A 24,238-nucleotide genomic window follows, 5' to 3' on the forward strand; every position below is an offset into this window, starting at 1 on the left:
CGACGAGGCGCGGGACCGCCCCTGCGGACACGTTCGGGTGAGATACGTGGATACGCGGGGGATGCCCCGGCCCGAGGTCACATGGCGCCGCGTTTCACGGCCCCGGGGTACGCGGGCCGTCGCGGCGCGCTTCCGCGCGGCCGGGGACGGGCCTCAGCGACAGCGGATGTCGGCCACGGACTGCGCGGACACACCGATCAGCGCCAGCTCGAAAGCGGCGTGTTCGAAGGCGGTGGCAGGGCGCGGCATGTCCCGAAGACTCCACGAATGTGCGCTCGCTGGCAAAGGTGTCCCATGATGAGAGACGGAGCGTTCCACATCGCGGACCAGCGCTCTCGCGTCACGGGCCGCCACGACCGGGTCGCGGTCCGGCACGACCGCGTCGCGGTCCGGCCCGGCGCTCCCGACCGCTGCTCCGGCCCGGCGGCGCGCCCGCTCCGTACCCCGGTTCCGGCGCGCCCCTCCCGGCGCACCCGTCCCGTACCCGGCCGGGCATCCCGGATCAGTGCCCGTCGGGGTACGGCCAGGCGTTGGGACGGCAGGTCGCGTCGCCGGTCGTCAGGAACTTGGTCTGCTGCATCATCACCGGCGCCAGGGCGCCCTGGCGCGCACAGCTCTCGTGGTTGTGGCCGAGCCGGTGGCCCACCTCGTGGTTGATGAGCATCTGCCGGTACGCGTGCATCTTCTCCGGCCCGTAGGTCTTGGCGCCCTGCGCCCACCGGTACGCGTTGATCATGACGCGCTCGGTCGCCGCCGAGTCGCACGACACGTTGTCCTCGGTCGTGTCGAGCCCGGACTTGGCGCACCACTTGGCGGTGAGCGCCGGACCGGCCAGGGTGATGACGAAGTCGGCGTCGCCGGACCCCACCCGCTCGAAGGTGCGTTGCCCTCCGTGCGCCCAGCTCCGCTCATCGTTGAGGGTCTTCTGCACCGCGTCGGCGAACAGCTGCCCGTCGAGGCCCGTGCCCTCCTCGACGTCCACCCGGTAGCGCCACACCTTGCCGTGGCCGGGCGCCTTGGCGTCCCCGCCGGCCGGCTTGAGCCGCCCCACGGCCGTCGACTTCTCGTCCAGCGGGTAGGCCTTCGCCATCTTCTCGTCGTACGAGAGGGGGGCCGCTTGCTGCGTCGGCCGCGCGTTCGAGCGTGAGGCCGCGTCGCCGCCCGCGGCCCGGCTCTTCTCGCCCAGCGCCCGCGGTGCGCCGTCGTCCTGCTGGTCGGCGACCTGCCCGGCCACCACGACCGCGAGCACGGTCGTCACGGCCGCCGCGGCCACACCGGTGAAGGTACGGCCCTTGGAGATCTTCTTGCGGGAGGTGAACTGGGGTCCCTGGGCGCCGAGTTCACCGGCGTCCCGGTCGTCCTCCGCCTGCGCGCCGGCTGCGCCCTCGCCCTCCCGGGGGAAGACCACCGACCGGCCGGTGGAACGCCCCGCTCCGGACTGGCCGCGCTCCGGAGCACCGGCCGCGGACACATCGCCACCCGCGTCTTCGAGGCCGTCGGGGCGGTGCCCCCCGGGCGCCGTTCCGAAGGCGTCGACATACTCCTGGCGCGGCGTCGGCACCCGGTCCTGCGGGAGGAACGGCGATCCGGCCGATCCCGTACCCGTCGAGGTCGGGCCGAGGACGGACGGGCCGTCGGCCGCGGGGGCGGGCCTGGCCGCGCCTTCGCTGCCGTCCCCGAACGGGGCGAATCCGTGCGCCGGTGCGGACGGCGGCGCCTGCGGGCCGCCTTCGGGGCGCCGGCCGTCCGGCTGCCCGTCGCGCGGGCGCGGTACGCGGGGGGTGCCCTGCACGGGCGGGCTCTGGGGTGCGTCCTGCGCAGGCGCGTTCCGGGGTGCGTCCTGCGCAGGCGCGTTCCGGGGTGCGTCCTGCGCGGGCGCGTTCTGCGGCGCGGGGCGTGCGGGTGCCTGCCATGGTGCGCCCTGCGCGGGTCCGTGCTCGGGCGTGCGACGCCCGGTCCCGTGCCGGACCGCGCCTTGCGCGGGCTCGTACCCGGGCGTGCGCTGCTGCGGAGCGTGCCCGGTCGTGCGCTGCCGCGGCTCCTGCCGGAGCGTGCCGTACGCGGTCGTGTCCCGGGGAGCGCCCTCGGCGCCGCCCGTCTCCGGGGCGGCTGCCTCGCGGCCGCCCGTCCCCGCGGCTTCCCCGCCGCCTTCTGCGCCGGGCTCCGCGCGGCGGCGCCTGCGGCCCGTGCCCGGCCCGGGAGCGGTTCCGGCGCCGCCTGAAGCGCCGGCTCCGTCCCCCTCGCCCACCTCAGCTATTCCGGAGGTGCCACCGGCGGTTGCGGCCGGGCCCCGGCGGCTGTGACGTCCCACTCGGCCTGTCAGCTCCTACCCACGTCGATGGACGCGTCGTCGGCTGCGGGACGTCCCGCACCGGCGCTCCCGCCCGCCCCGGCAGCGCCCCGCACCGCCGCCTCGTCGTCCAACAGCTCGCGGAAGGCCCGCGCCACCGTTTCCGGGCACTCCATCATCGCCACGTGCCCCGCCTCCGGCAGCGTCAGCAGCCGGGAGCCGCGGAAAGCGGCGGCCGCCCGGCGTGCCATACGGAAGGAGACCAGGCGGTCGCGCCCACCGTAGACGAGAAGCGTGGGCGCGAGCACCCGCTCCGCCTGACGCCACAGGTTGTGCTGCCCGCCGAGCGTGTACGCGTTGACGATGCCGCGCGCGGAGCGGGTCATGACCTCCCAGAAGTACGGGAGTTCGAGGCGCCGCGCGTACTCCTCCGCGGCGGCGGTGAAGCCGTCCGGGGTCACCAGGGCGGGATCGCCGTAGCACAGGGCCAGCACCTCGCGGGTGCGCCGCTCCGGCGTCCAGTCCCGCGTCAGGCGGCTGAACAGCCGGGTCACGCCCGGAACCGCGAGCAGCCCGGTCGGCACGGCGGTCAGCTGCGGCGGCAGTTCGGGCAGTGCGGGCGAGATCAGTGTCAGGGTCCGCACCAGGTCGGGCCGGGCCGCCGCCACCCGCGTGACCGCCGCGCCGCCCATCGAGTTCCCGAACAGGTGCACCGGGCCGCGGCCGGCCGCGTCCAGGTGCCGGATGACCGCCCGCGCCTGCGCGCAGACCGAGTAGTCCCCGTCGTCCGGCGGCGGTGAATCACCGAAACCGGGGAGGTCCAGTGCCTCGCCGTCGACCCGTCCGGCGAGCAGCTGCATCAGCGCGGACCAGTTCTGGGAGGAGCCGCCGAGGCCGTGGACGTACAGCGCGGGCGGCAGTCCGGCGCGCTCGCCCGGCACCCCCCGCACGCTCAGCGTCAGGCCCGGCAGACTCACGGAACGCACCGTCTCCCCGGCACCGACGCGCGAGGGACGGCCCGCCGGGGGCACCGGGAGGACGGCGCGGGTGTCCGGCGATCCGGTCGACTCCGTCGAAGGCATGAAGTCGATGTTACGAGACGATCACGCCGCCGATCGTGTGTTCGCGCTCACACACTGCGTCGCGTTTCGGAACCCGCTCTCTTAGGCTCGGTCAGGAAGGGCACCCGTGTGATGAGCGCTCGCGTGCGGACGCTCGCCCTGGCCTCCGGAAGTACGTGAGAGAAAGGGAGCCACCATGCCCGTCGACCCGACCGACCCGGACACCTTCGAGGACGATGCGGACCCCGCGGAATTCGATGTCGAGGCGCCCGAAGCCGACGCCGCGGAGCAGCAGGCGGACCTCGCGCCGCACCACGACGAGCCGCTGACCGGCATCGATCCGTCCGCCGCGAACGAGGCGGACGTCGCCGAGCAGGCCCGCGTCGTGGATCTCGACGAAGACGATTACCGATGACCTGGGGCCATATGTCGGCTTCCCACAGCGTTCGGCGGCAGATTTTCTCGCCCGTGACCACGCACAGCCGGGTTACCCAAAAGTACGATGGCGGGCGCGGCGTACGGCTGTACGTACGCCGCGTACGGAACGACACCTGGGAGGCAGCGTGAGCGCCATCGAGCAGACCGAGGCGGCACGCCCGCGGGGCACACGCCTGCCACGCCGAGCCCGGCGCAATCAGCTTCTGGGCGCGGCCCAGGAGGTCTTCGTGGCGCAGGGCTACCACGCGGCCGCGATGGACGACATCGCCGAGCGCGCCGGCGTCAGCAAGCCCGTGCTCTACCAGCACTTCCCGGGCAAGCTGGATCTCTACCTCGCGCTGCTGGACCAGCACTGCGAGGCACTGCTGCAGTCGGTGCGCACCGCGCTCGCCTCGACCACCGACAACAAGCAGCGCGTCGCCGCGACGATGGACGCCTACTTCGCGTACGTCGAGGACCCGGGCGGCGCCTTCCGGCTGGTCTTCGAGTCCGACCTGACCAACGAGCCCGCCGTGCGCGAGCGGGTGGACAAGGTCTCCCTGGAGTGCGCCGAGGCGATCAGTGAGGTCATCGCCGAGGACACCGGCCTCTCCAAGGACGAGTCGATGCTGCTGGCCGTCGGGCTGGGTGGCGTCTCGCAGGTCGTGGCGCGCTACTGGCTCTCCTCGCAGAGCACCGTGCCGCGCGAGACGGCCGTACAGCTGCTGACCTCGCTCGCCTGGAAGGGCATCGCGGGCTTCCCGCTGCACGGCACCGAGGGCCAGTGAGCCCTGCCGCGGGCCGGTGAGGCGGGCCACGTCCCGCACTCGTACCCCTTCTGTTCGCTGCGGGCGTGCTCCGCGGCGTCCTGTCCGTCCGCTCACCGGGCTAATGTGTGCTGCGTACGGCGCGGATTGCCGCGCACCTGCCCCGTGGCCGTGCCAGGGGGCACCGAGACCGTCGGAGGGACAAAGCCGTGGAGGTCAAGATCGGCGTGCAGCACGCACCCCGCGAGATCGTTCTGGAGAGCGGGCAGACCGCCGAGGACGTCGAGCGGGCGGTGGCGGACGCACTGGGCGGCAAGTCGCAGCTGCTGAGCCTCGTGGACGATCACGGCCGCAAGGTCCTGGTCCCGGCGGACCGGCTGGCCTATGTGGAGATCGGCGAGCAGACCGCCCGCAAGGTCGGCTTCGGCGCGCTGTAGCCGGCCGCGGGCCCCTGGGCGGGCCCGTGCGCACCCGTCACGAGCGGCGGCCCGGAGAGATCGTCTCCGGGCCGCCGCTCCGTGTCGTGGCATCCCGCCGACTCCGTGCGCCGGCGAGGGTTGCCACGCATTCCCGCTGGGTACGACGGCCTACGACCGATTTGTGTCGTCCAACCGGTCGTAACCGCGGGAGGGATACACCATGATCTGGGAAGCTCTCGGCTCCGTGATCGTCGGACTCGCCATCACACTGGCCGCCACCCGACGGCTGCCGGGCCGGTTCCCCTCACGCCCGCTGACCCTGGCGACGGGCCCCGCAGCGGCCCTCCTGGGCGCCTTCCTGGCCCACTCCATCCTGGGCCCGGACCACTTCTTCAAGACGCTGCTGGCCGCCGCCGCCCTGAGTGTGGCGATGCTCTCGCTGCTGGTCCGGCCGCGCGGCGGGCTGGTGCCGATCCGGGAGATGGCGCGGTAGAGGGCCGGGGCCGGGCGCCGCCGGCCCTGCCGGAAAAGCCGAAAAAATACTTCGAAAAAATACTTCGGACGGGCTGGACCAAGGTCCAGCCCGTCCGCATGTGTCCGCATGTGGGGGCGCAGCCATCGGGGCACCCACCGGCCCGTGAGCCGGTCGGCGCCCCCGAGCCGGTCGGCGCGCCCCTGATCCGGTCGGCGCATCTTGGAGCCGGTCGGCGCACCCTTGAGCCGGTCGGCGCGCCCCCGATCCGGCCCGCCCGGCCGTTACGCGGCCAGGCCCAGCGCGGCCATCCGCTTGGTGTGCGCCTCGGTGATCCGCGAGAACATCCGCCCCACCTCCGCCAGGTCGAAGCCGTCCGCGACACCGCCCACCAGCATCGTCGACAGCGAGTCCCGGTCGGCCACGACCCGCTGCGCCTGGGACAGCGCCTCGCCCATCAGGCGCCGCGCCCACAGCGCGAGCCGCCCGCCGACCCGGGGGTCGGCCTCGATCGCGGCCCGTACCTTCTCGACGGCGAACGTCGCGTGCCCGGTGTCGTCGAGGACGCCGAGGACCAGGTTCCGGGTGTCGGAATCCAGCCGGGCCGCCACCTCGCGGTAGAAGTCACTGGCGATCGAGTCGCCGACGTACGCCTTGACCAGGCCCTCCAGCCAGTCCGACGGCGCGGTCTGCCGGTGGAACTCGTCCAGCGCCGCCGCGAACGGCTCCATTGCCTCGTTCGGCTCGGCCTCGATCTCCGCGAGCCGGTCCCGCAGCCGCTCGAAGTGATGGAATTCGGCTGACGCCATCTTGGCCAGCTCCGCCTTGTCGTCCATCGTCGGCGCCAGCTTCGCGTCCTCCGCGAGGCGCTCGAAGGCGGACAGCTCCCCGTAGGCGAGGGCACCCAGCAGGTCGATCACCGCGGCCCGGTACTGCGGTTCCGCGGAGGCCGCGGCCCAGTCCTGGGCTGCGATCCCGGTGTGTTCTTGAGCGTCGGCGGCGGTCTGCGCTGCGTTGTCAGGCGTCTCCATGAAGCGCACAATAGCCCGCTGCGCAACCGGGGTAAGTGGCTGGTCAGCCACTCCCGTCCCACCCGACCGAACGATTGCCCGGACACACGTGTGGCTATCCGGGGTATGGTGGTAATGCGCCCGCCGAGTATCGGTGGGTCGTTCCACGCATGCGGATGCCCGGTCGGTGGCCCGATCGGCTCCAACCCGACCGCCCTCTCGCGCGGCGCGTACGCGACGTACGCACAGCGGGAGGGACACCGCTCGCGGTTCGAGTGCTTGAGCGAAGGCAGTGGTCCCACGCCCGTCCGGCCGATCGAGGCCGGCCCGTACGAAACCGTACAAGGGCGCGGTACGACCCCCTTGGCCGCCTCTCGCCGCGTCTTCACAGAAGAGGCAAGATTCTGTCTACGTTCCGAGACCTCGGGATCCTCCCCGAGACCGCCGAGGCCCTTGAAGCCGTCGGCATCACGTCCCCCTTCCCCATCCAGGAGATGACGCTCCCCGTGGCCCTGTCGGGCTCCGACGTCATCGGCCAGGCCAAGACCGGCACCGGCAAGACCCTGGGTTTCGGCCTCCCCCTGCTGGAGCGCGTCACCGTCCCCGCGGACGTCGAGGCGGGCCGGGCCAAGGCCGAGCAGCTGACGGAGGCCCCGCAGGCCCTCGTGGTGGTCCCCACCCGCGAGCTGTGCCAGCAGGTCACCAACGACCTTCTGACCGCCGGCAAGGTCCGTAACGTGCGGGTGCTGTCGATCTACGGCGGCCGTGCGTACGAGCCGCAGGTCGAGGCCCTGAAGAAGGGCGTCGACGTGGTCGTCGGCACCCCGGGCCGCCTGCTGGACCTGGCGGGCCAGAAGAAGCTCAACCTCTCGCACGTCAAGGCGCTCGTCCTGGACGAGGCCGACGAGATGCTGGACCTCGGCTTCCTGCCCGACGTCGAGCGCATCATCAACATGCTGCCGGCCCGCCGCCAGACCATGCTGTTCTCCGCGACCATGCCGGGCGCGGTCATCGGCCTGGCCCGCCGCTACATGTCGCAGCCCACGCACATCCGCGCCGCCGCGCCGGACGACGAGGGCCAGACCGTCGCCAACATCAAGCAGCACGTCTTCCGTGCCCACTCGATGGACAAGCCGGAGATGGTCACCCGCATCCTCCAGGCGAACGGCCGCGGCCTCGCGATGATCTTCTGCCGTACGAAGCGGACCGCGGCCGACATCGCCGATCAACTCGCGCGCCGCGGCTTCGCCTCCGGAGCGGTCCACGGCGACCTCGGCCAGGGCGCGCGCGAGCAGGCGCTGCGCGCGTTCCGCAACGGCAAGGTCGACGTGCTGGTCTGCACCGACGTCGCCGCCCGCGGCATCGACGTCGAGGGTGTGACACATGTCATCAACTACCAGTCCCCCGAGGACGAGAAGACCTACCTGCACCGCATCGGCCGGACCGGCCGCGCGGGCGCCAAGGGCACCGCGGTCACGCTGGTCGACTGGGACGACATCCCGCGCTGGAAGCTGATCAACAAGGCGCTGGACCTGCCCTTCGACGAGCCGGAGGAGACGTACTCCACCTCCCCGCACCTCTACGAGCTGCTGGAGATCCCGGAGGGCACCACCGGTGTCCTGCCGCGCGCGGCACGTACGCGGGCCGGGCTGGCGGCGGAAGAGGTCGAGGACCTCGGCGAGACGGGCGGCCGCGGCCGCGGCGGTCCGCGCCGGGGCGCCGCGCCCGTCGTCGAGGAGGAGCGTCCGCGCCGCACCCGTACGCCGCGCCAGCGCCGGCGCACGCGCAACGGCGCGCCGGTGGACGGGGCGGGCGCTCCCGAGGCGTCCGGTACGGCCGAGGGCGGCAGCGCCGCCACGGACGGGCCGCGCCAGCCGCGCCGCCGTCGCCGTACGCGCGGCGGTTCCGGCAGCGCGCCGGCCGCCGTGACGCCGGTCCGTGACGAGGCCGCGCCGGCCGCGCGGGCCGCCGAGAGCATCGCGCCGGAGGCCGGGCAGGCCACCGACGCCGCCGAGGCCCCGGCCAAGCCGCGCCGCCGCCGTACGCGGGGCGCCGCGAACGCCGCCGCCAGGACGGAGACGGCCGGGACGGCAACCACCACCGTGGACACGGCCGAGGCCCCCGCCGAGACCGTCAAGGTTCCGGCGCAGGCCACCGGCGAGGCTCCGGCCGCCGCGGAAGCACCGGCCGCCGACGAGGCAGCGGCGCCCGCCAAGCCGCGTCGCCGTACGCGCAGCGCCAAGCCCGCGACGGAGGCCGTCGTGGAGACGGTGGAGAGCGCCGAGCCGGTCGCGGACGAGGCTCCGGCCAAGCCGCGCCGTACGCGCAAGACCGCCGCCACCAAGAAGGCCGAAGCCGCCGTGGAGACGGTGGAGAGCGCGGAGCCGGTCGCGGACGCGGCTCCGGCCGCGCCGAGCCGTGCGCGCAAGACGGCCGCCAAGAAGGCAACGGCCGCCGTGGACACCGCGGAGGGCGCAGAGGCCGCCGCGGACGAGGCTCCGGCCAAGCCCCGTCGCACCCGCAAGACCGCCGCCACCAAGAAGGCCGAAACCGCGGTCGAGACGGCCGAGGGCACCGAGCCCGCCGCCGACGAGGCCCCGGCCAAGCCCCGCCGTACGCGCAAGACCGCCGCCACCAAGAAGGCGGAGGACGCTGCCGAGGCCGCCGAGCCCGCGGTGGAGGAGGCTGCTGCCAAGCCGCGCCGTACGCGCAAGACGGCTGCCGCCAAGAAGGCCGAAGCCGCCGTGGACACGGCGGAGGGCGCGGAGACGGCCACGGACGAGGCTCCGGCCAAGCCCCGCCGTACCCGCAAGACCGCCGCCAAGAAGACCGAGACGGCTCCCGCCGCCGAGGCCGACACCGCGGCGGACGAGGCTCCGGCCAAGCCCCGTCGCACCCGCAAGACGGCTGCCGCCAAGAAGGCCGAGACGGCTCCCGCCGCCGAGGCCGACACCGCGGCGGACGAGGCGCCCGCCAAGCCGCGCGGCACCCGCAAGACGGCCGCCAAGAAGGCCACGGCGGAGGCCCCGGCCGAGGGCTGATCCGACCGCACCGACGGCCCGGTTCCCGCGCGAGCGGGGGCCGGGCCGTCGGCGTGTGCGCCCGCTCGCGCCAGGGTCCCGCGCCCCCGGATACCCTCGTCCCATGAGCAGGCCGCCCACCCTCACCTTGCCCTCGTGCGCCCGCGCGCGCCGACTCGTCACCGAGCGCGGCGAGTTCGCCGTCCACGAGGCCCGCCCTGACGGGGCTCCGGCCGGGACCGCGCTGCTCGTACCGGGGTTCACCGGCAGCAAGGAGGACTTCATCGCCCTCCTGGAGCCGCTGGCCGCCGCGGGTTTCCAGGTGGTGGCCGTGGACGGCCGGGGCCAGCACGAGACACCCGGCCCGTATGACGAATCCGCCTACGCCAAGGGCGAGTTGACGCAGGACGTGCTCGCCCAGGCGCGCGCCCTGGACACCGGCCCCGTACACCTTCTGGGGCACTCCCTCGGCGGTCTCATCGCCCGTGCCGCGGTGCTGCGCGACCCCGCGGCCTTCCGCTCCCTGACCGTCATGAGTTCGGGCCCGGCCGCCATCTGCGCGGCCCAGCAGGCCCGCGTGCGGATGCTCATCGACGCCCTCGGGAAGCTGGACATGCAGGCGGTGTGGCTGGCCATGCGCGAGCTCGACCCACCGGAGGCCGAGGACGCGTCCACCGCCCCGGAGATCGGCGCGTTCCTCCACCGCCGCTGGATGAACACCGTTCCGCAGCAGCTGACCGCCACCGGGCGGCAGATGTCGACGGAACCGGACGAGGTGGGGGAGCTGGCCGCCGTGCCGCTGCCCAAGCACGTCGTGTCGGGCGTCGTCGACTACGTCTGGCCGGTACGGGAAATGGACACGATGGCCGAGCGGCTGGGGGCCCGGCGTACGGTCGTCGACGGCACGGAGCACTCCCCCAACGCCGAGCGCCCGGAGGAGACGGCGGCGGCACTCGTGGATTTCTGGCGCAGCACGCGTTAAGGGCGCGCCCTGAGCGCAGCAAGCTCTGAACGCAGCACGCACCGAGCGGGGCCCGCACCGAGCCAGGCGCGCACCGAGCGGGGCCCGCCCTGAGCGGGGCGCGCGCCCGCTAGCACTGCGCCTGTACGTGCTCCCAGAAGCCGTCCCGCAGCGCCCTGCGCAGGTCCGCGTGCCCGCGCAGCGAGTGGTGCAGCAGTGCCTCGGCGGCCGTCAGCAGCTCCTGGTCGACCGTGCCCGGCAGGTACGGGTGGCCGGGCAGCAGCTCGGCGATCCAGGGGACGCCGCGTTCGGCCAGCCATTGCGCGGCGATCCGCGCGCCGACGAAGCGCACCTCGTAGCGGGTGGGCGCCGTGCCGCCGTTGCCGTCGGCCGCCGGGTCCACGTGGTCGTGGGCGACGGCCCGGCGGGTCACGTACGGCTTGCAGAACTCCAGGTCGAAGGTGCGCTGACTGTCGACCTCCCACAGCAGCGGCTCGGCCTGGTTGCGCCCGCCGACGGCCTCGATGCCCCACAGGTGGACCCGGGCGCCGTAGCCCTGCGCGGCCTCCACCGCCGAGACCAGGTCCTCGTCGCCGCCGATCAGGACCGCGTCGCTGATCGCGCGGTGCCGGGCCAGCGACTCCAGGTCGGAGCGGATCAGGGAGTCGACGCCCTTCTGCTGGTTGTTGGCGTTCAGGTTGCCGAGCCGGACCTTGACGTCGGGCAGCTCGGCGACGCGCTGCTGTTCCGTGGTGTGGATGCGGCGCCGGGCACCGTCGTACCAGTACACCCGCAGCAGCCGGCTGTCCGGGAAGATCATGCGGGCCTTGTCGATGAAGGCCTCGATGAGGCCCTCGGCGTCCAGCTCGAAGGCCCTGCGGTCCTCGGTCCCGGCGACCAGCCGTCCGGCGGCCGCGTACACGTACCCCGCGTCGACGAAGGCGGCGTGGGTCGACGGAGTGGTGGCGACCTCGGCGAGCACCCGTGTGAGCAGCTCGTTGGTGCGGTCGATACCAGCGAGGACCGCGGCGAGGTCGGGTGAGGGGCCGGTGGGCCGGGCGTCGTCGTTCATACGGGCCCATTGTCCGGCCGGTCACTCAGCGCGCACAACCGCTCTCACTACCCGCCAGTACTTAGACGGCCGAAAAATTTCTTTAGCGTAGGGAATGATTGCAGGGAGCATGTCGTTGTACCCACTGGGAACGCAGGGCACCGACGCCCCGCGCGCACCCCGTACAACATCAAAGTTCTCCGCAGGAGGATCAGACGAAGGGAGAAGCCGCTATGCGCTTCGAGATCATGCGTTTGGACGACGTCGACGGCACCGCCGTGGACAGCACCGTCGTGGACGCCGCCTCCGTCAACCGGATCGTGCAGCAGGCCGCCGCAGTCGGCCAGCGCATCTACATCCGCCCAGCCGATACCGCCGCCCGATGACTCACCGAGCGTCACTCATGCGCGCCTGAAGCGCCATGTCCGGCGCACGGAGCGCCCCGCACGAAACCTTTCGCGCGGGGCGCTTCGCGCGTGCGGGCCCGGACAGCACGCAGGCCCCCGGGACAGCGCGCCGCCCCGGCCAGTACGCCGACCCGGCCAGTACACCGTCCCCGCCAGCGCGCCGACCCGGACGGCATACACGGCCGACAGCCGTACGGGTCAGCCGCCGCGCACCACCTGCATGACACCGTTGATGATCTGCTGCACCGCGAGCGCGGACAGCATCATGCCGGCCAGCCGGGTCACCAGCACCACCCCGCCGTCCTTGATCACCCGGATGATGACCAGCGAGAAGCGCATCACGAGGTAGAGCACCACGTGGATGGCGGCAATCGCCGCCCACACCGACAGCTCGCCGCTGATCCCGTCGGCGTGCTGCACCGCGAGGATCACCGAGACGATCGCGCCCGGCCCCGCCAGCAGCGGCATGCCCAGGGGCACCAGCGCCACGTTGACGTCCTTGGTCTGCGTCGGCTGTTCCGACTTGCCGGTGAGCAGGCTGAGCGCGACGAGCAGGAGCAGCAGCCCGCCCGCGATCATCAGCGCGGGCGGTGTGATGTGCAGCCGGCCGAGGATCTGCTCGCCGAAGAGACCGAAGACGGCGATGACGCAGAACGCGACGGTGGCCGCCTGCCAGGCCATCTTCCGCTGCACCTTGGCGGGGCGGCCGGAGCTGAGGGCGAGGAAGATCGGGATGATCCCGGGGGGATCCATGATCACGAACAGGGTGACGAAGAGCGTACTGAAGACAGCGAAGTCGAACACAGTGATGGCCTTGCCGGAGGTGGTACGAGAGAGCGGAGGTAGGTAGGGGAAGCGGTCGGAAGGATGGGGAGGAGAAAGGTGGGGAGGAGAGGGAGAGCGCACGGGCTTACGCGCGCGGGCGCGTGAGCGGGCGGCAGTGGCCCGGACAGGGCTCGGCGGGGCGGACGCCCGCCGGCCGGAGCACGGTCGTGCCCACCCGGCCGGGACGGGGCACTGCCCGCCGGCCGGAGCGCGGTACGGGTCAGCCGCCCGCGCCGGGAACGGGGAAGGCGCCGGTCGCGCGGCGCACGATCTCGCCGTATATCTCGGGGTCGGTGGTGTACTCGCCGAGCGCGACGGTCTTGCGGCTGCCGTGGTAGTCACTGGAGCCGGTGGTCAGCAGGCCGAGGTCGGCGGCGAGGCCGCGCAGCCGGGCCCGGGTGGCGTCGTCGTGGTCCATGTGGTCCACCTCGATGCCGTCCAGCCCCGCCGTGGCCAGCTCGGCCAGGACGCTCTCGGGGACGACCTGTCCGCGTTTGACCGCCATCGGGTGCGCGAAGACGGTCACTCCGCCCGCGGCCTTGACCAGCCGGATCGCGTCGAACGGGTCCAGTTCGTGCTTGTCGACGTGGGCCCGGCCGCCGTTGGCGAGCCACTGCGCCGTGAAGGCGTCGGAGACGGTCTCGACGACGCCCAGTTCGACCATCGCGGCGGCGACGTGCGGCCGTCCCACGGCGCCGTCCCCGGCGATCCGCGCGACCTGTTCCCAGGTGACGGGGACGCCCAGCTCGCGCAGCTTGGCCACCATGCCCCGGGCCCGCGGCACCCGGTCGTCGCGGACCAGTTCCCGCTCGCGGGCCAGCTCGGGCTCGTCGGGGTCGAAGAGGTACGCCAGCATGTGCATGCTCACGCCGCCGATACGGCAGGACAGCTCGGCGCCGGTGACCAGCGTGAGCCCCCCGGGCAGCGCGGCCCTGGCCTCGGCGTGGCCGCCGACGGAGTCGTGGTCGGTCAGCGCGACGACGTCCAGCCCGGCTGCCGCGGCGTTGCGCACCAGCTCAGCAGGGGTGTCCGTACCGTCGGAAGCAGTGGAGTGGGTGTGCAGATCGATGCGCACGACGCTGAACTCCAGACTGCTGCGGGGCCGGCCAGGGGGACATCAGAAGGATACCGGCCGCCCACCGGCCCCTCGAACACGCGCCCGCGCGGCCCCCGTCACACAGCCGGCCGCGCACCGGCCCGGCCACCAGGCCCGGTTTCCCGGCCCCCGCCCGTACGACGCCGCCCCTGCGCCGTCCCTCACGTGAGCAGCCGGGGCGACAGCGCCCCGCACGGCAGCAGATCGACCTCGGCGCCCGCGTCCCGCAGGTCGGTCAGCACCAGTTCGTCGTAGAGCAGCAGTCCGGACTCGGCGGGCCAGACCACGGCCCACAGCCACAGTCCGCGCGCCTCCCCGGCGAAGACCGCGCGGTCTTCGGGGGCCCCTTCGACGTGCCACAGCGGGGTCGGGCGCCCGGCCGCCAGCACCTTGACGTGCGGCGGCTTGTTCACGCACATGTGCGGGCCGGGGTCGGGGCCGTCGATGCCCGCGTACCGCGCGCCCAGGCCGACGCCCAGTTCCTCCGCGATCAGCAGCAGTTCGCCGGGCCCGCCGAGCGGTCCGGGTCCCGAGCAGGCCACCGCGGTGGCGCGTCCGCCGCTGCGGTCGTCGCCCGCGCAGGCCACGCCGGTGAACAGCCAGCCGACGGGCAGCGGCCACGGCATCCACACCGGCACCTGGGCGCGGCGTACGACCACGGCCAGCGCTTCGACGCTCGGCGGGACGACCGGTTGCAGAGGATGCACGGTGCCGTGCACGCCGCACTGCCAGGAGTCGGCAAAGAGACCGGGCGCCCGCACCCGGCCACCGCACTTCGGGCAACTGGGTTCGCCCCTCATAGAGCCCCACGGTCCTCCCGGCCGGGCGCCGCGTCAAGGACGATCACCCATCCGGCGTCCCGGCCCGGCAGCTCCCCCGCCCCACCCATGTAGTTGTAGCTTGCATTCATTAGAGCGGCTAACTTATTATGTGTAGACAGCAACGTTTCAGTGGCACCGGAGCAGGAAGGGGACAACGGCATGTCGGCAAGCGGCAAGAGCGGCCACGGCGGCGCCGGAGACGATCCGTTCGACGAGGGCGGCACCAGCATCCTGCGCCAGCCGATGGCCGTCTGGGCCACGGCGGGCGCCTCGGTCGTCGCCTTCATGGGCATCGGCCTCGTCGACCCGATCCTCCCCTCGATCGCCAAGGGCCTGCACGCCTCGAACAGCCAGGTCTCCCTGCTGTTCACCTCCTACTTCCTGATCACCGCGGTCGCGATGCTGGTCACCGGCTTCGTCTCCAGCCGGATCGGCGGCCGCAAGACCCTGCTCGCCGGGCTGGCGCTCGTGGTGGTCTTCGCGGCGCTGTCCGGCACGTCCTCCTCGGTGGGCGAACTGGTCGGCTTCCGGGCCGGCTGGGGCCTGGGCAACGCGCTGTTCGTCTCCACCTCGCTCGCCGTGATCGTCGGCGCTGCGGCCGGCGGGAGCGCCGCGGCGATCCTGCTGTACGAGTCGGCGCTCGGTCTCGGCATGGCCTGCGGGCCGCTGCTCGGCGCGGTCCTCGGCGACATGAAGTGGCGCTACCCCTTCTTCGGCACCGCCGTCCTGATGGCCGTCGGCTTCGTCGCGATCACGGTGTTCCTGAAGGAACAGCCCCGGCCGGCCCGCAAGACCTCCTTGCTGGACCCGATCAAGGCCCTCGGCCACGGCGGCCTGGCCTCCGCCGCCGTCTCCGCGTTCTTCTACAACTACGCGTTCTTCACGGTGCTGGCCTTCACGCCCTTCGTGCTGAACATGAGCCCGTACAAGTCCGGCGGCGTCTTCTTCGCCTGGGGCGTGCTGCTCGCCGTCTTCTCCGTGCTGGTGGCGCCGCGCCTCCAGGAGCGCTTCGGGTCGCTGAAGGTCCTGGGCGGCTCACTGGTGCTGCTCGCCGCGGACCTCCTGGTCCTCGGGTACGGCAGCCACACCACCGCCGTCGTCTGCACGGTCCTGTCCGGCGCCTTCATCGGCCTGAACAACACCGTCTTCACGGAGCTGGCGCTCGGCGTCTCCGACGCGCCGCGTCCGGTGGCGAGCGCGGGCTACAACTTCGTGCGCTGGTTCGCCGCCGCGGCCGCGCCGTTCCTGGCGCCGAAGATCGAGGAGTGGACCGACATCCACATCCCGTTCGTGGTCGCGGCCCTGGCGGCACTCGCCGGCGCGGGCGTCGTGGCCGTACGGCGCCGGGCGCTGACCCTGCGGGCGCACGAGCTGGAGCCGCAGCACGCCACCGAGGACGGCGTCTCCGCCTTCGCCGGCTGACAGGCCCTCGGTACCGCGGTACGGCGCGCCGCCCACCCGGGCCGGCGCGCCGTACTCCGCTATGCCAGCGCCACTCCCGTACGCAGCGGATCCCGCACGTCCGTACCGGCCTTGAGCCACCGCTCCTGGAGGGCCTCGGCGCCGTGCACCCGCTTCCAGGCCGCCTCGTTGGGCGTCATCGGCAGCAGCGGCAGGAAGCGGACCGGGTCCAGCGGCTCGTCCAGCTCCAGGTCCGCCACCAGGCCGCCGGGCTCCGCGACCAGTACGGAGGTGAACGGCGCGCCCGGCCACAGCGGCTCCCCCACGTCCAGCGACGCCCCCGGCGCCACGACCACGCCCTCGACCTGCGGGGAGGCGGCGAGGACGGCGAGCGGCCGCAGCACCTTGTCGGTACCGGCGCGGCCCGCCTTCACCGACAGGACCAGTTCCGCGCGCGGGCCGCGCAGCGGGTCGGCCAGCACGGCCGTGGGGTCGGTCATCGGGTGGTCCGACATTCCGAGGGTGACGTAGCGCACCAGGTCGCCGTCCGGGCCGCCGCCGGTGAAGCGCAGGACCTCGATGCGGTCGGTCCCGAGGAAGGTGACGGCGGCGCGCGCGTCCGGCTCGCCCAGAGTCGTGCGCAGACGGGCTTCGACCAGCTCAAGAACGTCAGACATGCCGCGAGCATAGGCCCGGCCCGACGCCCGGCCGCCGCCGCCCGGCGGATGGCCTCGGGGCACCGGTGACGGCCGTTCGTATGGAACGGGCAAAGGCGCACCGGATCGGTTCTGACGGCTGATAGCCTTGCCGTCTGGTCAGGGAATGACGTCGTCCCCCAGCGGGGACCGGCCGGAGGAGGTGGGGCTGCGGTGGATCCAAGTCGACCGTGCAGTACCGACAGTTCTCCTGTCATCCCCCAGCGCGCCCAGCGGCTTTCTTGATCCAGGGGCTTCCGTACCCCCGCCGCTCGCGGTCAAACCCGTGAAGTGCCTTCGCGCCGGAAGTAGATGACGGAAGAGCGCCTTCGACTCTCGTTTCCGTGTTTTCTGCGTTTTCTGCGAACTGCCGTCAGACCTGCGCACGGAGCGCCGCCCGCTTTGCGGACGTACGGACAGCGCCGTCGCGTACGCCCACGTTCCGGGCAGCGTTACGCCGCGCGCCCGCGGCTGGCGGCCGGCCCGTGAAGGAGCCTGCCCATGTCGATGATCCGCGACCTGCGTGCCGCCGTCCGCCCCTCCAAGCGGCGCGAGGACTCCCCGTACAAGTACGAGACCGACCGCCGCGCGGCCCGCACCAACAGCGCCATCGTGGACTGCGGCGTCTACCGCGACGGCCGGCGTGTCAGCGACCACGTCACGCCGTCCGAGGCGATGGCGGGCGTACGCGGCGGCGGGGGCTTCGCCTGGATCGGGCTGCACGAGCCCACCGAGGCGGAATTCGCGGAGATCGCACGGGAGTTCGGGCTGCACCCGCTGGCCGTCGAGGACGCGGTCCACGCCCACCAGCGGCCCAAGCTGGAGCGCTACGACGACACCCTCTTCACCGTCTTCAAGACGGTCCACTACGTCGAGCACGCGGAGCTGACCGCCACCAGCGAGGTGGTCGAGACCGGCGAGGTGATGTGCTTCACCGGCCGGGACTTCATCGTGACCGTGCGGCACGGCGGCCAGGGCTCGCTGCGCGCGCTGCGCCACCGCCTCCAGGACGACCCGGAGCTGCTGGGCAAGGGCCCGTCCGCGGTGCTGCACGCCATCGCCGACCAGGTCGTGGACGGCTACATCGCGGTGGCCGGCGCGATGCAGGACGACATCGACGAGGTGGAGATCGACGTCTTCAGCTCCGGCTCGGACGGCAAGAAGGCGCACTCCGGCAAGGGCTCGGCGAAGGGCGGCGACGCCGGGCGGATCTACCAACTCAAGCGTGAGGTGCTGGAGTTCAAGCGGGCGGTGTCGCCGCTGCTGCGCCCGATGCAGGTACTGAGCGAGCGGCCGATGCGGCTGGTCGACTGCGACATCCAGAAGTACTTCCGGGACGTGGCCGACCACCTGGCCCGGGTCAACGAGCAGGTGCTCTCCTTCGACGACCTGCTCAACTCGATCCTCCAGGCCAATCTGGCGCAGGCGACGGTGGCCCAGAACGAGGACATGCGCAGGATCACCTCATGGGCGGCGATCTTCGCCGTACCGACGATGATCGCCGGGATCTACGGCATGAACTTCGAGTACATGCCCGAACTGAAGTGGAAGTACGGCTATCCGCTCGTCCTGGTCGTCACGGTCGGCATCTGCTTCGGCATCCACCGCGGCTTCAAGCGCAACGGCTGGCTGTGACCCGACCCGACCCGGCCCCGAACGGTCCGGGGAGCGGTCCGGGCGCCCCGCCCGCCGCCCATTAGGCTGAGTCCATGACGGACACCGTGTCGCAGGCGCTGCTGGACCGCGCGCTCATCGAAGAGGCCACCAAGAAGTCCGGCCTCATCTGGGTACGGGGCACCACCGGCCCGGCACGGGCCCTGTGGCACGTCTGGCACGACGGCGCCGCGTGCCTCGTCGGAGCGGGCTCCGGCGCCGCGGACCGGGCGGCCGGACCGGCGGACGAGCAGCCGCTGCACGACCTCGGCCTCGTCGACGGCGGCACCGCGACCGTCACCCTGCGCAGCAAGGACAAGGGCGGCCGCCTGGTCGCCTGGCAGGCCCGGGTCACCGAGCTGGTGCCGGACAGCGAGGCGTGGCAGGCCGCCGTGGAAGACCTCAAGGGCAAGCGGCTCAACGCGCCGGACGCGGAGACGATGCCGCGGCGCTGGGCCCGTGAGTGCCGCGTCCTGCGCCTGGAGCCGGTCACGGACGCGGCGGCCCGCACCGACTTCGACGAGACCTCGCAGGCCGCCCGCCCGCTGCCCACACCGGCCACCACGCGCGAGCCCGTTCCGGCGGCCCTGCCCAAGCTGCTGCGGGGGAAGCGGCGCGGGCGCTGAGGGGGGCGTCCTCCTCAGAACGGCGTCTCAGGCCTCTCCGGCGGCAACTCACGGATCCCGCCGGAACCGTCGGCGAGCGGCGCCGGGTCGAACAGCGGCAGCTCCTGCTTCAGTCGCCGATCGTGATCGACTTTCCGTAGTCGATGATCTGGCTGTCCGCCGGTGCCTGGAGCTGCACCGGCTGTCCCCAGTCGGTGAGCCGTACCTCGCCCGCCCCGCCCGCGCGCCGGAGCCGGAGCGGGTAGGGCTTGCCCTCCAGGGAGACGTCGAGGGTGCCGCCCGCGCCCTGAGCGGCGGCGATACGGATGGTGCGGGTGCCGTCGAGGGTGCCGCGGTCGCCGGTGGCGAGTTTGCCGTGCAGTCCGAGGAGGCTGCCGAGCAGGACGTCCTTGTCCGTGAAGCCGCTGAAACGCTTGTACACGGGGTCCTTGGACGGCACCTTCACGTACTTGCCGACCAGCTTGGCGGCGGCCGCCTCGTCGTTCTTCGAGGGGTTGGCGTTCTTCTCGCGGGCCCAGAAACCGGCGTCCGCCTTGAGGTAGAGCGCGTCGCCGACGCGCAGCAGCTGGAAGGTGGCCGCCTTGGTGGAGAGTTCGCCCCGGGCGCCCTCGGGGCCGAGCCGCATGTCCAGCTTGTAGGTGCGGCCCTGGCTGACGAGGTTGCCGGAGAGGCGTACCGTCCCGGCGCCGCGGGCGGCCGTCTGCGCCTTGGTCTGGATCGCGTCGGCGGGCAGCTTGCCGACCCCGTTGGTCCCGGCGTCCGGGTCCTCCGTCGCGCATCCCGTCAGCGCCCCGGCGAGCACCGCGCTCACCGCCGCCGTCAGCGCCGCACCGCGTCCGCGGTGGGGTACGGCCGGGCGGCGGGAGCAGGCCCCGGCGGGGCCTGCCGAGGGGAAAGCGGTCACGACGGTTCTGCCTCCTGATGCGGATGACCTCGACGGCAGTACGGCAGCGTACCCGGGCCCGTGCACGTCGTACGGCGGAGTGCGCGGTGGACACCGTACGGCCCTTCCCCCCGGGGCGGCACCGGGTGGCGCACGTTAGCCTGATTTCGGATCAAGCCCGTTTGAGGGGCTTCACCTGCGAAGAAGCGGCAACACGTAACGCCAGGGTCCAGGGGGCGCGGCCGCGGAGCGACGCGGCGGCCCGGTACGGCGCAGCGGAACGGAAGCGGAGGCACTCGGCATGGCGGTGGTCACCCCCCGGGTATTCGTCTCCCACCTCGCGGGCATCGCCGTCTTCGACCCCAACGGCGACCAGGTCGGCCGGGTCCGGGACCTGGTCGCGATGCTGCGGGTCGGCGGGCGGCCGCCCCGGCTGCTGGGCCTGGTCGTCGAGGTCATCAGCCGCCGCCGGATCTTCCTGCCGATGACCCGGGTGACGGGCGTGGAGTCCGGCCAGGTCATCACCACCGGCGTGGTGAACATGCGGCGCTTCGAGCAGCGCGCGTCGGAGACCCTGGTCCTCGGTGAGCTGCTGGACCGCCGGGTGAGCCTGGTCGAGACGGGCGAGGAGGCCACCGTCCTGGACATCGGCATCATCCAGCTGCCGGCCCGCCGCGACTGGGAGATCGACAAGGTCTTCGTACGGAAGGGGAAGGGCGGGGCGCTGCGCCGCAAGGGAGAGACCTTGACGCTGGACTGGTCGGGGGTGACCGGGTTCTCGCTGGAGGAGCACGGGCAGGGCGCGGAGAACCTGCTCGCCACCTTCGAGCAGCTGCGCCCGGCGGACCTGGCCAGCGCGCTCCACCATCTGACGCCGAAGCGGCGCGGCGAGGTGGCCGCGGCGCTGGCCGACGACCGGCTGGCGGACGTCCTGGAGGAGCTGCCGGAGGACGACCGGGTCGAGATCATGGGCAAGCTCCAGGAGGAGCGGGCCGCCGACGTCCTGGAGGCGATGGACCCGGACGACGCCGCCGACCTGCTCTCCGAGCTGCCGGAGGAGGAGAAGGAGCGGCTGCTGGGGCTGATGCGGCCGGACGACGCGGCGGACGTACGGCGCCTGCTGGCGTACGAGGAGCGCACCGCGGGCGGTCTGATGACGACCGAGCCGATCGTGCTGCGGCCGGACGCGACGATCGCGGACGCGCTGGCCCGGGTGCGCGACCCGGACCTCTCGCCGTCGCTGGCGGCGCAGGTGTACGTGTGCCGGCCGCCGGACGAGACGCCGACCGGCAAGTACCTGGGCCTGGTGCACTTCCAGCGGCTGCTGCGCGATCCGCCGTTCACGCTCGTCAGCTCCGTCGCGGACACCGATCTGCCGCCGCTGCCGCCGGGCACCCCGCTGAACGAGGTGACCAGCTATCTGGCGACGTACAACATGGTGGCGGCGCCGGTCGTGGACGAGAGCGGCTCCCTGCTGGGCGCGGTGACCGTCGACGACGTACTGGACCACCTGCTGCCCGACGACTGGCGTGAGGCGGAGATGCACGGCCCGCCGGGCGCGGCGGCGGACCGGGAAGGAGAGCCGGACGATGGGCGCTGAGGAACGGGACGGTGTCAAGGAGCGTGCGCGGGCGCTGAGCGCCACGCCGGGGCCCGGAGCGGGCGGCGGGCGCCCCCGGGTGCGCCTGGACCAGCCCCGCGCGCGGCGGCGGAGTCTGCTGCCGGAGTACGACCCGGAGGCGTTCGGGCGGCTGTCGGAGAAGATCGCCCGTTTCCTGGGGACCGGCCGGTTCATCGTCTGGATGACGGTGATCATCGTGCTGTGGATCATCTGGAACATCGCCGCGCCCGGTCATCTGCGCTTCGACCATTACCCGTTCATCTTCCTGACCCTGATGCTCTCGCTCCAGGCGTCCTACGCGGCCCCGCTGATCCTGCTCGCGCAGAACCGGCAGGACGACCGGGACCGGGTCACCCGCGAACAGGACCGCAAGCAGAACGAGCGCGCCATCGCCGACACCGAGTACCTGACGCGGGAGATCGCGGCGCTGCGGCTGGGCCTGGGCGAGGTGGCCACCCGCGACTGGATCCGCTCCGAACTCCAGGACATGATGAAGGAGCTGGAGCTGCGTCAGATGGTGGACGCCGAGGGCGAGCAGGAGTACCGGCGCCGGGAGTAGCGCGGACGCCGGGAGTGACGAACACGACCGTCACCGGGCCTTTCCGGAGGCCGCCACCGGCCCCGTGGGCCCGCCCGTCGCCCGACCACCACCCCTTTGGGACGCGCTTCGCGCGGCCGTAGTATTTCGGCATGGCTACCGACACACCCCCCAGCGCAGCGCCCAGCGAGGACGCGGTCCGCGCCGCGCTCGCCACGGTGAACGACCCCGAGATCCACCGCCCCATCACCGAACTGGGCATGGTCAAGTCGGTGGAGATCGCGGCGGACGGCGCGGTGGCGGTGGCGGTCTACCTGACGGTCGCGGGCTGCCCGATGCGCGAGACGATCACCTCGAACGTGCGGGACGCCGTGGCGCGCGTCGAGGGCGTCACCGGGGTCTCGGTCGAGCTGGACGTGATGAGCGACGAGCAGCGCAAGGAGCTGGCGTCCTCGCTGCGCGGCGGCACCGCCGAGCGCGAGGTGCCGTTCGCCAAGCCGGGCTCGCTGACCCGGGTGTACGCGGTCGCCTCCGGCAAGGGCGGTGTCGGCAAGTCCTCGGTGACCGTCAACCTGGCCGCGGCGATGGCGGCCGACGGCCTGAAGGTCGGCGTGGTGGACGCCGACATCTACGGGCACTCGGTGCCCCGGATGCTGGGCGCGGAGGGCCGTCCCACCCAGGTCGAAAACATGATCATGCCGCCGTCGGCCAACGGCGTGAAGGTGATCTCCATCGGCATGTTCACCCCGGGCAACGCCCCGGTGGTCTGGCGCGGGCCGATGCTGCACCGCGCGCTCCAGCAGTTCCTGGCCGACGTGTACTGGGGCGACCTGGACGTGCTGCTGCTCGACCTGCCCCCGGGCACCGGCGACATCGCCATCTCGGTGGCGCAGCTGGTCCCCAACGCCGAGATCCTGGTCGTCACGACCCCGCAGCAGGCCGCGGCGGAGGTCGCCGAGCGGGCCGGCTCGATCGCCGTACAGACCCATCAGAAGATCGTCGGCGTGGTGGAGAACATGTCCGGGCTGCCCTGCCCGCACTGCGACGAGATGGTGGACGTGTTCGGCACCGGCGGCGGCGAGCGGGTCGCCGAGGGCCTGACGAAGACGACCGGCACGCAGGTGCCGGTGCTGGGCGCCATCCCGATCGACGTACGGCTGCGCGAGGGCGGCGACGAGGGCAAGCCGATCGTGCTGACCGACCCGGAGTCCCCCGCGGGCGCGGCGATCCGCGCCATCGCGGGCAAGCTGGGCGGCCGGCAGCGCGGCCTGTCGGGCCTGTCGCTGGGGATCACGCCGCGCAACAAGTTCTGAGAGGTCCGGCGGCCGGGGACGGCGGCCGGGACGTGCGGAGGGGCGGGCCCGTCGGGCTCGCCCCTTCGTCGTCGCACGGTCCGGGCCGCGGGACCCCGGTCACGCGGCCGGCGCGTTCAGTCCGCCGTCGCGCTCTCCGCGGGCACCTCGTCCGCCCGCGCGTCGCCGGTGTCCTGCGCCCTCGCCCGCGCCGGTGCGCCGCCGACGCCGTTCTCGTACGCGGCGATGTCCTTGACCACCGCGAAGCCCAGCCCGTAGGCGCTCATCCCGCGCCCGTACGCCCCGATGTGCACGCCTTCGGGAGCGTCGCCCGCCGAGCCGGCCAGCACCCAGCCGTACTCCGACTCCCGGTAGCGGAACGGCGTCGGCACGCCGTCCACCGGCAGCGTCAGCGCGCTCCAGCCCTCGCCGCCGAGGTCGTCCGCCAGCTCCCAGGCGAGCATCGTCTGCTGGTCGAGCCAGTCCTGGCGGAGCGTGCGGTCCATCTGCGTCGGCCAGGTGCGCGAGAGCAGGCCCGACCCGGCGAGCCAGGCCGCCGTGGCGGTGGACGTGGCGTCCAGGACCCCCGTGCCGTCGGCGCTGCGCCGGACGGGCCGGCTGGCCACCGTCACCACGACCGCGAAGCGCTCCGAGTCCGGGGTGCTCTCCACCTTTATGCTGGGCTCCTGGCCGTGGCCGGTCGCGCCGTGCTCGACCGTGCCGTCCGCGGCCGCGCCGACCTGCAGCAGCCAGCGGGGACCGGTGAACGCGTCGTCGAGTCCGTACCACGGGAAAGCGGCCGACAGGTACCCGTCGACCTTCCGCCCGGCGTCGGCGGTGACCGCCTGAACTCCTGCCCGACTCGTCGTCTCCATCTGCGCGGAGCCTCCTAGTTGCCCTGCGTCGTGGGCG

24 protein-coding genes are annotated in these 24,238 nt (G+C 73.1%); 13 read left to right on the forward strand and 11 right to left on the reverse strand.

Features of this window, described 5'->3' with window-relative positions; genetic code table 11:
* Window positions 1-153 precede the first annotated feature (153 nt).
* The 3 genes from A6A06_RS43685 to A6A06_RS02960 form a co-directional block, all read right to left on the reverse strand.
* On the reverse strand, window positions 154-249 hold the full coding sequence (locus tag A6A06_RS43685) for an Ms4533A family Cys-rich leader peptide (RefSeq protein ID WP_338015837.1): 96 nt from the start codon (window positions 247-249) through the stop codon (window positions 154-156).
* A 253-nt stretch (window positions 250-502) separates the two neighbouring features.
* Window positions 503-1,792: a DUF3152 domain-containing protein gene (locus A6A06_RS02955; protein ID WP_073759727.1), complete on the reverse strand. Its 1,290-nt coding sequence runs from the start codon at window positions 1,790-1,792 to the stop codon at window positions 503-505.
* 527 nt (window positions 1,793-2,319) lie between these two features.
* Window positions 2,320-3,372 carry an alpha/beta fold hydrolase gene (locus A6A06_RS02960; RefSeq protein WP_073758441.1) on the reverse strand — a complete coding sequence of 351 codons (1,053 nt, stop codon included), beginning with the start codon at window positions 3,370-3,372 and terminating at the stop codon, window positions 2,320-2,322.
* Between the two features lie 175 nt (window positions 3,373-3,547).
* On the opposite strand from A6A06_RS02960, the gene A6A06_RS02965 reads away from it, so the two are divergent.
* The 4 genes from A6A06_RS02965 to A6A06_RS02980 all read left to right on the forward strand — a co-directional run bounded on the left by A6A06_RS02965 (window position 3,548) and on the right by A6A06_RS02980 (window position 5,447).
* Complete coding sequence (locus tag A6A06_RS02965; protein ID WP_073758443.1) at window positions 3,548-3,766, forward strand: hypothetical protein; 219 nt, start codon at window positions 3,548-3,550, stop codon at window positions 3,764-3,766.
* Window positions 3,767-3,914: 148 nt separating this feature from the next.
* On the forward strand, window positions 3,915-4,556 hold the full coding sequence (locus A6A06_RS02970; RefSeq protein WP_073758445.1) for a TetR/AcrR family transcriptional regulator: 642 nt from the start codon (window positions 3,915-3,917) through the stop codon (window positions 4,554-4,556).
* Window positions 4,557-4,744: 188 nt separating this feature from the next.
* The gene (locus A6A06_RS02975; RefSeq protein WP_199930650.1) at window positions 4,745-4,972 is read left to right on the forward strand and encodes a DUF3107 domain-containing protein; all 228 of its coding nucleotides are present in this window, start codon (window positions 4,745-4,747) and stop codon (window positions 4,970-4,972) included.
* A gap of 202 nt (window positions 4,973-5,174) precedes the next feature.
* On the forward strand, window positions 5,175-5,447 hold the full coding sequence (locus A6A06_RS02980; protein WP_073758447.1) for a hypothetical protein: 273 nt from the start codon (window positions 5,175-5,177) through the stop codon (window positions 5,445-5,447).
* Window positions 5,448-5,710: 263 nt separating this feature from the next.
* On the opposite strand, the gene A6A06_RS02985 is transcribed toward A6A06_RS02980, so the two are convergent.
* Window positions 5,711-6,466: a ferritin-like fold-containing protein gene (locus tag A6A06_RS02985; protein WP_073758449.1), complete on the reverse strand. Its 756-nt coding sequence runs from the start codon at window positions 6,464-6,466 to the stop codon at window positions 5,711-5,713.
* 464 nt (window positions 6,467-6,930) lie between these two features.
* Between A6A06_RS02985 and A6A06_RS02990 the strand changes: the two genes are divergently transcribed.
* Together A6A06_RS02990 and A6A06_RS02995 are read left to right on the forward strand one after the other, a co-directional pair.
* Window positions 6,931-9,477 (forward strand): DEAD/DEAH box helicase, encoded by a 2,547-nt coding sequence (locus A6A06_RS02990; protein ID WP_073758451.1) that lies wholly within the window; start codon window positions 6,931-6,933, stop codon window positions 9,475-9,477.
* A 103-nt stretch (window positions 9,478-9,580) separates the two neighbouring features.
* Window positions 9,581-10,438, forward strand: a complete 858-nt coding sequence (locus A6A06_RS02995; protein ID WP_073758453.1) for an alpha/beta fold hydrolase — start codon at window positions 9,581-9,583, stop codon at window positions 10,436-10,438.
* 109 nt (window positions 10,439-10,547) lie between these two features.
* Here A6A06_RS02995 and A6A06_RS03000 read toward each other — a convergent pair whose 3' ends face one another.
* A complete protein-coding gene (locus A6A06_RS03000) occupies window positions 10,548-11,489 on the reverse strand; it encodes an NYN domain-containing protein (protein WP_073758455.1) in 942 nt (313 codons plus the stop codon).
* 212 nt (window positions 11,490-11,701) lie between these two features.
* On the opposite strand from A6A06_RS03000, the gene A6A06_RS41400 reads away from it, so the two are divergent.
* Window positions 11,702-11,854: a hypothetical protein gene (locus tag A6A06_RS41400; RefSeq protein ID WP_003985759.1), complete on the forward strand. Its 153-nt coding sequence runs from the start codon at window positions 11,702-11,704 to the stop codon at window positions 11,852-11,854.
* 219 nt (window positions 11,855-12,073) lie between these two features.
* On the opposite strand, the gene A6A06_RS03005 is transcribed toward A6A06_RS41400, so the two are convergent.
* The 3 genes from A6A06_RS03005 to A6A06_RS03015 all read right to left on the reverse strand — a co-directional run bounded on the left by A6A06_RS03005 (window position 12,074) and on the right by A6A06_RS03015 (window position 14,596).
* On the reverse strand, window positions 12,074-12,679 hold the full coding sequence (locus tag A6A06_RS03005; RefSeq protein ID WP_073758457.1) for a MarC family protein: 606 nt from the start codon (window positions 12,677-12,679) through the stop codon (window positions 12,074-12,076).
* A 241-nt stretch (window positions 12,680-12,920) separates the two neighbouring features.
* The gene (locus A6A06_RS03010) at window positions 12,921-13,775 is read right to left on the reverse strand and encodes a PHP domain-containing protein (protein ID WP_073758459.1); all 855 of its coding nucleotides are present in this window, start codon (window positions 13,773-13,775) and stop codon (window positions 12,921-12,923) included.
* A gap of 182 nt (window positions 13,776-13,957) precedes the next feature.
* On the reverse strand, window positions 13,958-14,596 hold the full coding sequence (locus A6A06_RS03015) for a DUF6758 family protein (RefSeq protein WP_073758461.1): 639 nt from the start codon (window positions 14,594-14,596) through the stop codon (window positions 13,958-13,960).
* A gap of 180 nt (window positions 14,597-14,776) precedes the next feature.
* On the opposite strand from A6A06_RS03015, the gene A6A06_RS03020 reads away from it, so the two are divergent.
* Entirely contained in the window at window positions 14,777-16,039 is a 1,263-nt protein-coding gene (locus tag A6A06_RS03020; protein WP_073758463.1) for an MFS transporter, read from the forward strand.
* Window positions 16,040-16,098: 59 nt separating this feature from the next.
* Here A6A06_RS03020 and A6A06_RS03025 read toward each other — a convergent pair whose 3' ends face one another.
* Window positions 16,099-16,695: a suppressor of fused domain protein gene (locus tag A6A06_RS03025; RefSeq protein ID WP_073758465.1), complete on the reverse strand. Its 597-nt coding sequence runs from the start codon at window positions 16,693-16,695 to the stop codon at window positions 16,099-16,101.
* A gap of 519 nt (window positions 16,696-17,214) precedes the next feature.
* On the opposite strand from A6A06_RS03025, the gene A6A06_RS03030 reads away from it, so the two are divergent.
* Together A6A06_RS03030 and A6A06_RS03035 are read left to right on the forward strand one after the other, a co-directional pair.
* Window positions 17,215-18,348: a magnesium and cobalt transport protein CorA gene (locus A6A06_RS03030; protein ID WP_073758467.1), complete on the forward strand. Its 1,134-nt coding sequence runs from the start codon at window positions 17,215-17,217 to the stop codon at window positions 18,346-18,348.
* A 74-nt stretch (window positions 18,349-18,422) separates the two neighbouring features.
* Window positions 18,423-18,992 carry a hypothetical protein gene (locus tag A6A06_RS03035; RefSeq protein ID WP_073758469.1) on the forward strand — a complete coding sequence of 190 codons (570 nt, stop codon included), beginning with the start codon at window positions 18,423-18,425 and terminating at the stop codon, window positions 18,990-18,992.
* A gap of 109 nt (window positions 18,993-19,101) precedes the next feature.
* On the opposite strand, the gene A6A06_RS03040 is transcribed toward A6A06_RS03035, so the two are convergent.
* Window positions 19,102-19,896 carry a hypothetical protein gene (locus A6A06_RS03040; protein WP_073758471.1) on the reverse strand — a complete coding sequence of 265 codons (795 nt, stop codon included), beginning with the start codon at window positions 19,894-19,896 and terminating at the stop codon, window positions 19,102-19,104.
* A 280-nt stretch (window positions 19,897-20,176) separates the two neighbouring features.
* Between A6A06_RS03040 and A6A06_RS03045 the strand changes: the two genes are divergently transcribed.
* The 3 genes from A6A06_RS03045 (at window position 20,177) to A6A06_RS03055 (ending at window position 23,347) form a co-directional block, all read left to right on the forward strand.
* The gene (locus A6A06_RS03045; protein ID WP_073758473.1) at window positions 20,177-21,475 is read left to right on the forward strand and encodes a magnesium transporter MgtE N-terminal domain-containing protein; all 1,299 of its coding nucleotides are present in this window, start codon (window positions 20,177-20,179) and stop codon (window positions 21,473-21,475) included.
* A complete protein-coding gene (locus tag A6A06_RS03050) occupies window positions 21,465-22,055 on the forward strand; it encodes a DUF1003 domain-containing protein (RefSeq protein ID WP_073758475.1) in 591 nt (196 codons plus the stop codon). Before A6A06_RS03045 ends, A6A06_RS03050 begins: the two co-directional genes overlap by 11 nt.
* Before the next feature lie 131 nt (window positions 22,056-22,186).
* Window positions 22,187-23,347 carry an Mrp/NBP35 family ATP-binding protein gene (locus A6A06_RS03055; RefSeq protein ID WP_073758477.1) on the forward strand — a complete coding sequence of 387 codons (1,161 nt, stop codon included), beginning with the start codon at window positions 22,187-22,189 and terminating at the stop codon, window positions 23,345-23,347.
* Between the two features lie 116 nt (window positions 23,348-23,463).
* Here the strand turns inward: A6A06_RS03055 and A6A06_RS03060 are convergent, their stop codons facing one another.
* On the reverse strand, window positions 23,464-24,201 hold the full coding sequence (locus tag A6A06_RS03060) for a hypothetical protein (RefSeq protein ID WP_073758479.1): 738 nt from the start codon (window positions 24,199-24,201) through the stop codon (window positions 23,464-23,466).
* Window positions 24,202-24,238: the final 37 nt, after the last annotated feature.

The organism is Streptomyces sp. CB02923 (assembly GCF_001905005.1).
In the GTDB taxonomy this organism is placed as follows: domain Bacteria; phylum Actinomycetota; class Actinomycetes; order Streptomycetales; family Streptomycetaceae; genus Streptomyces.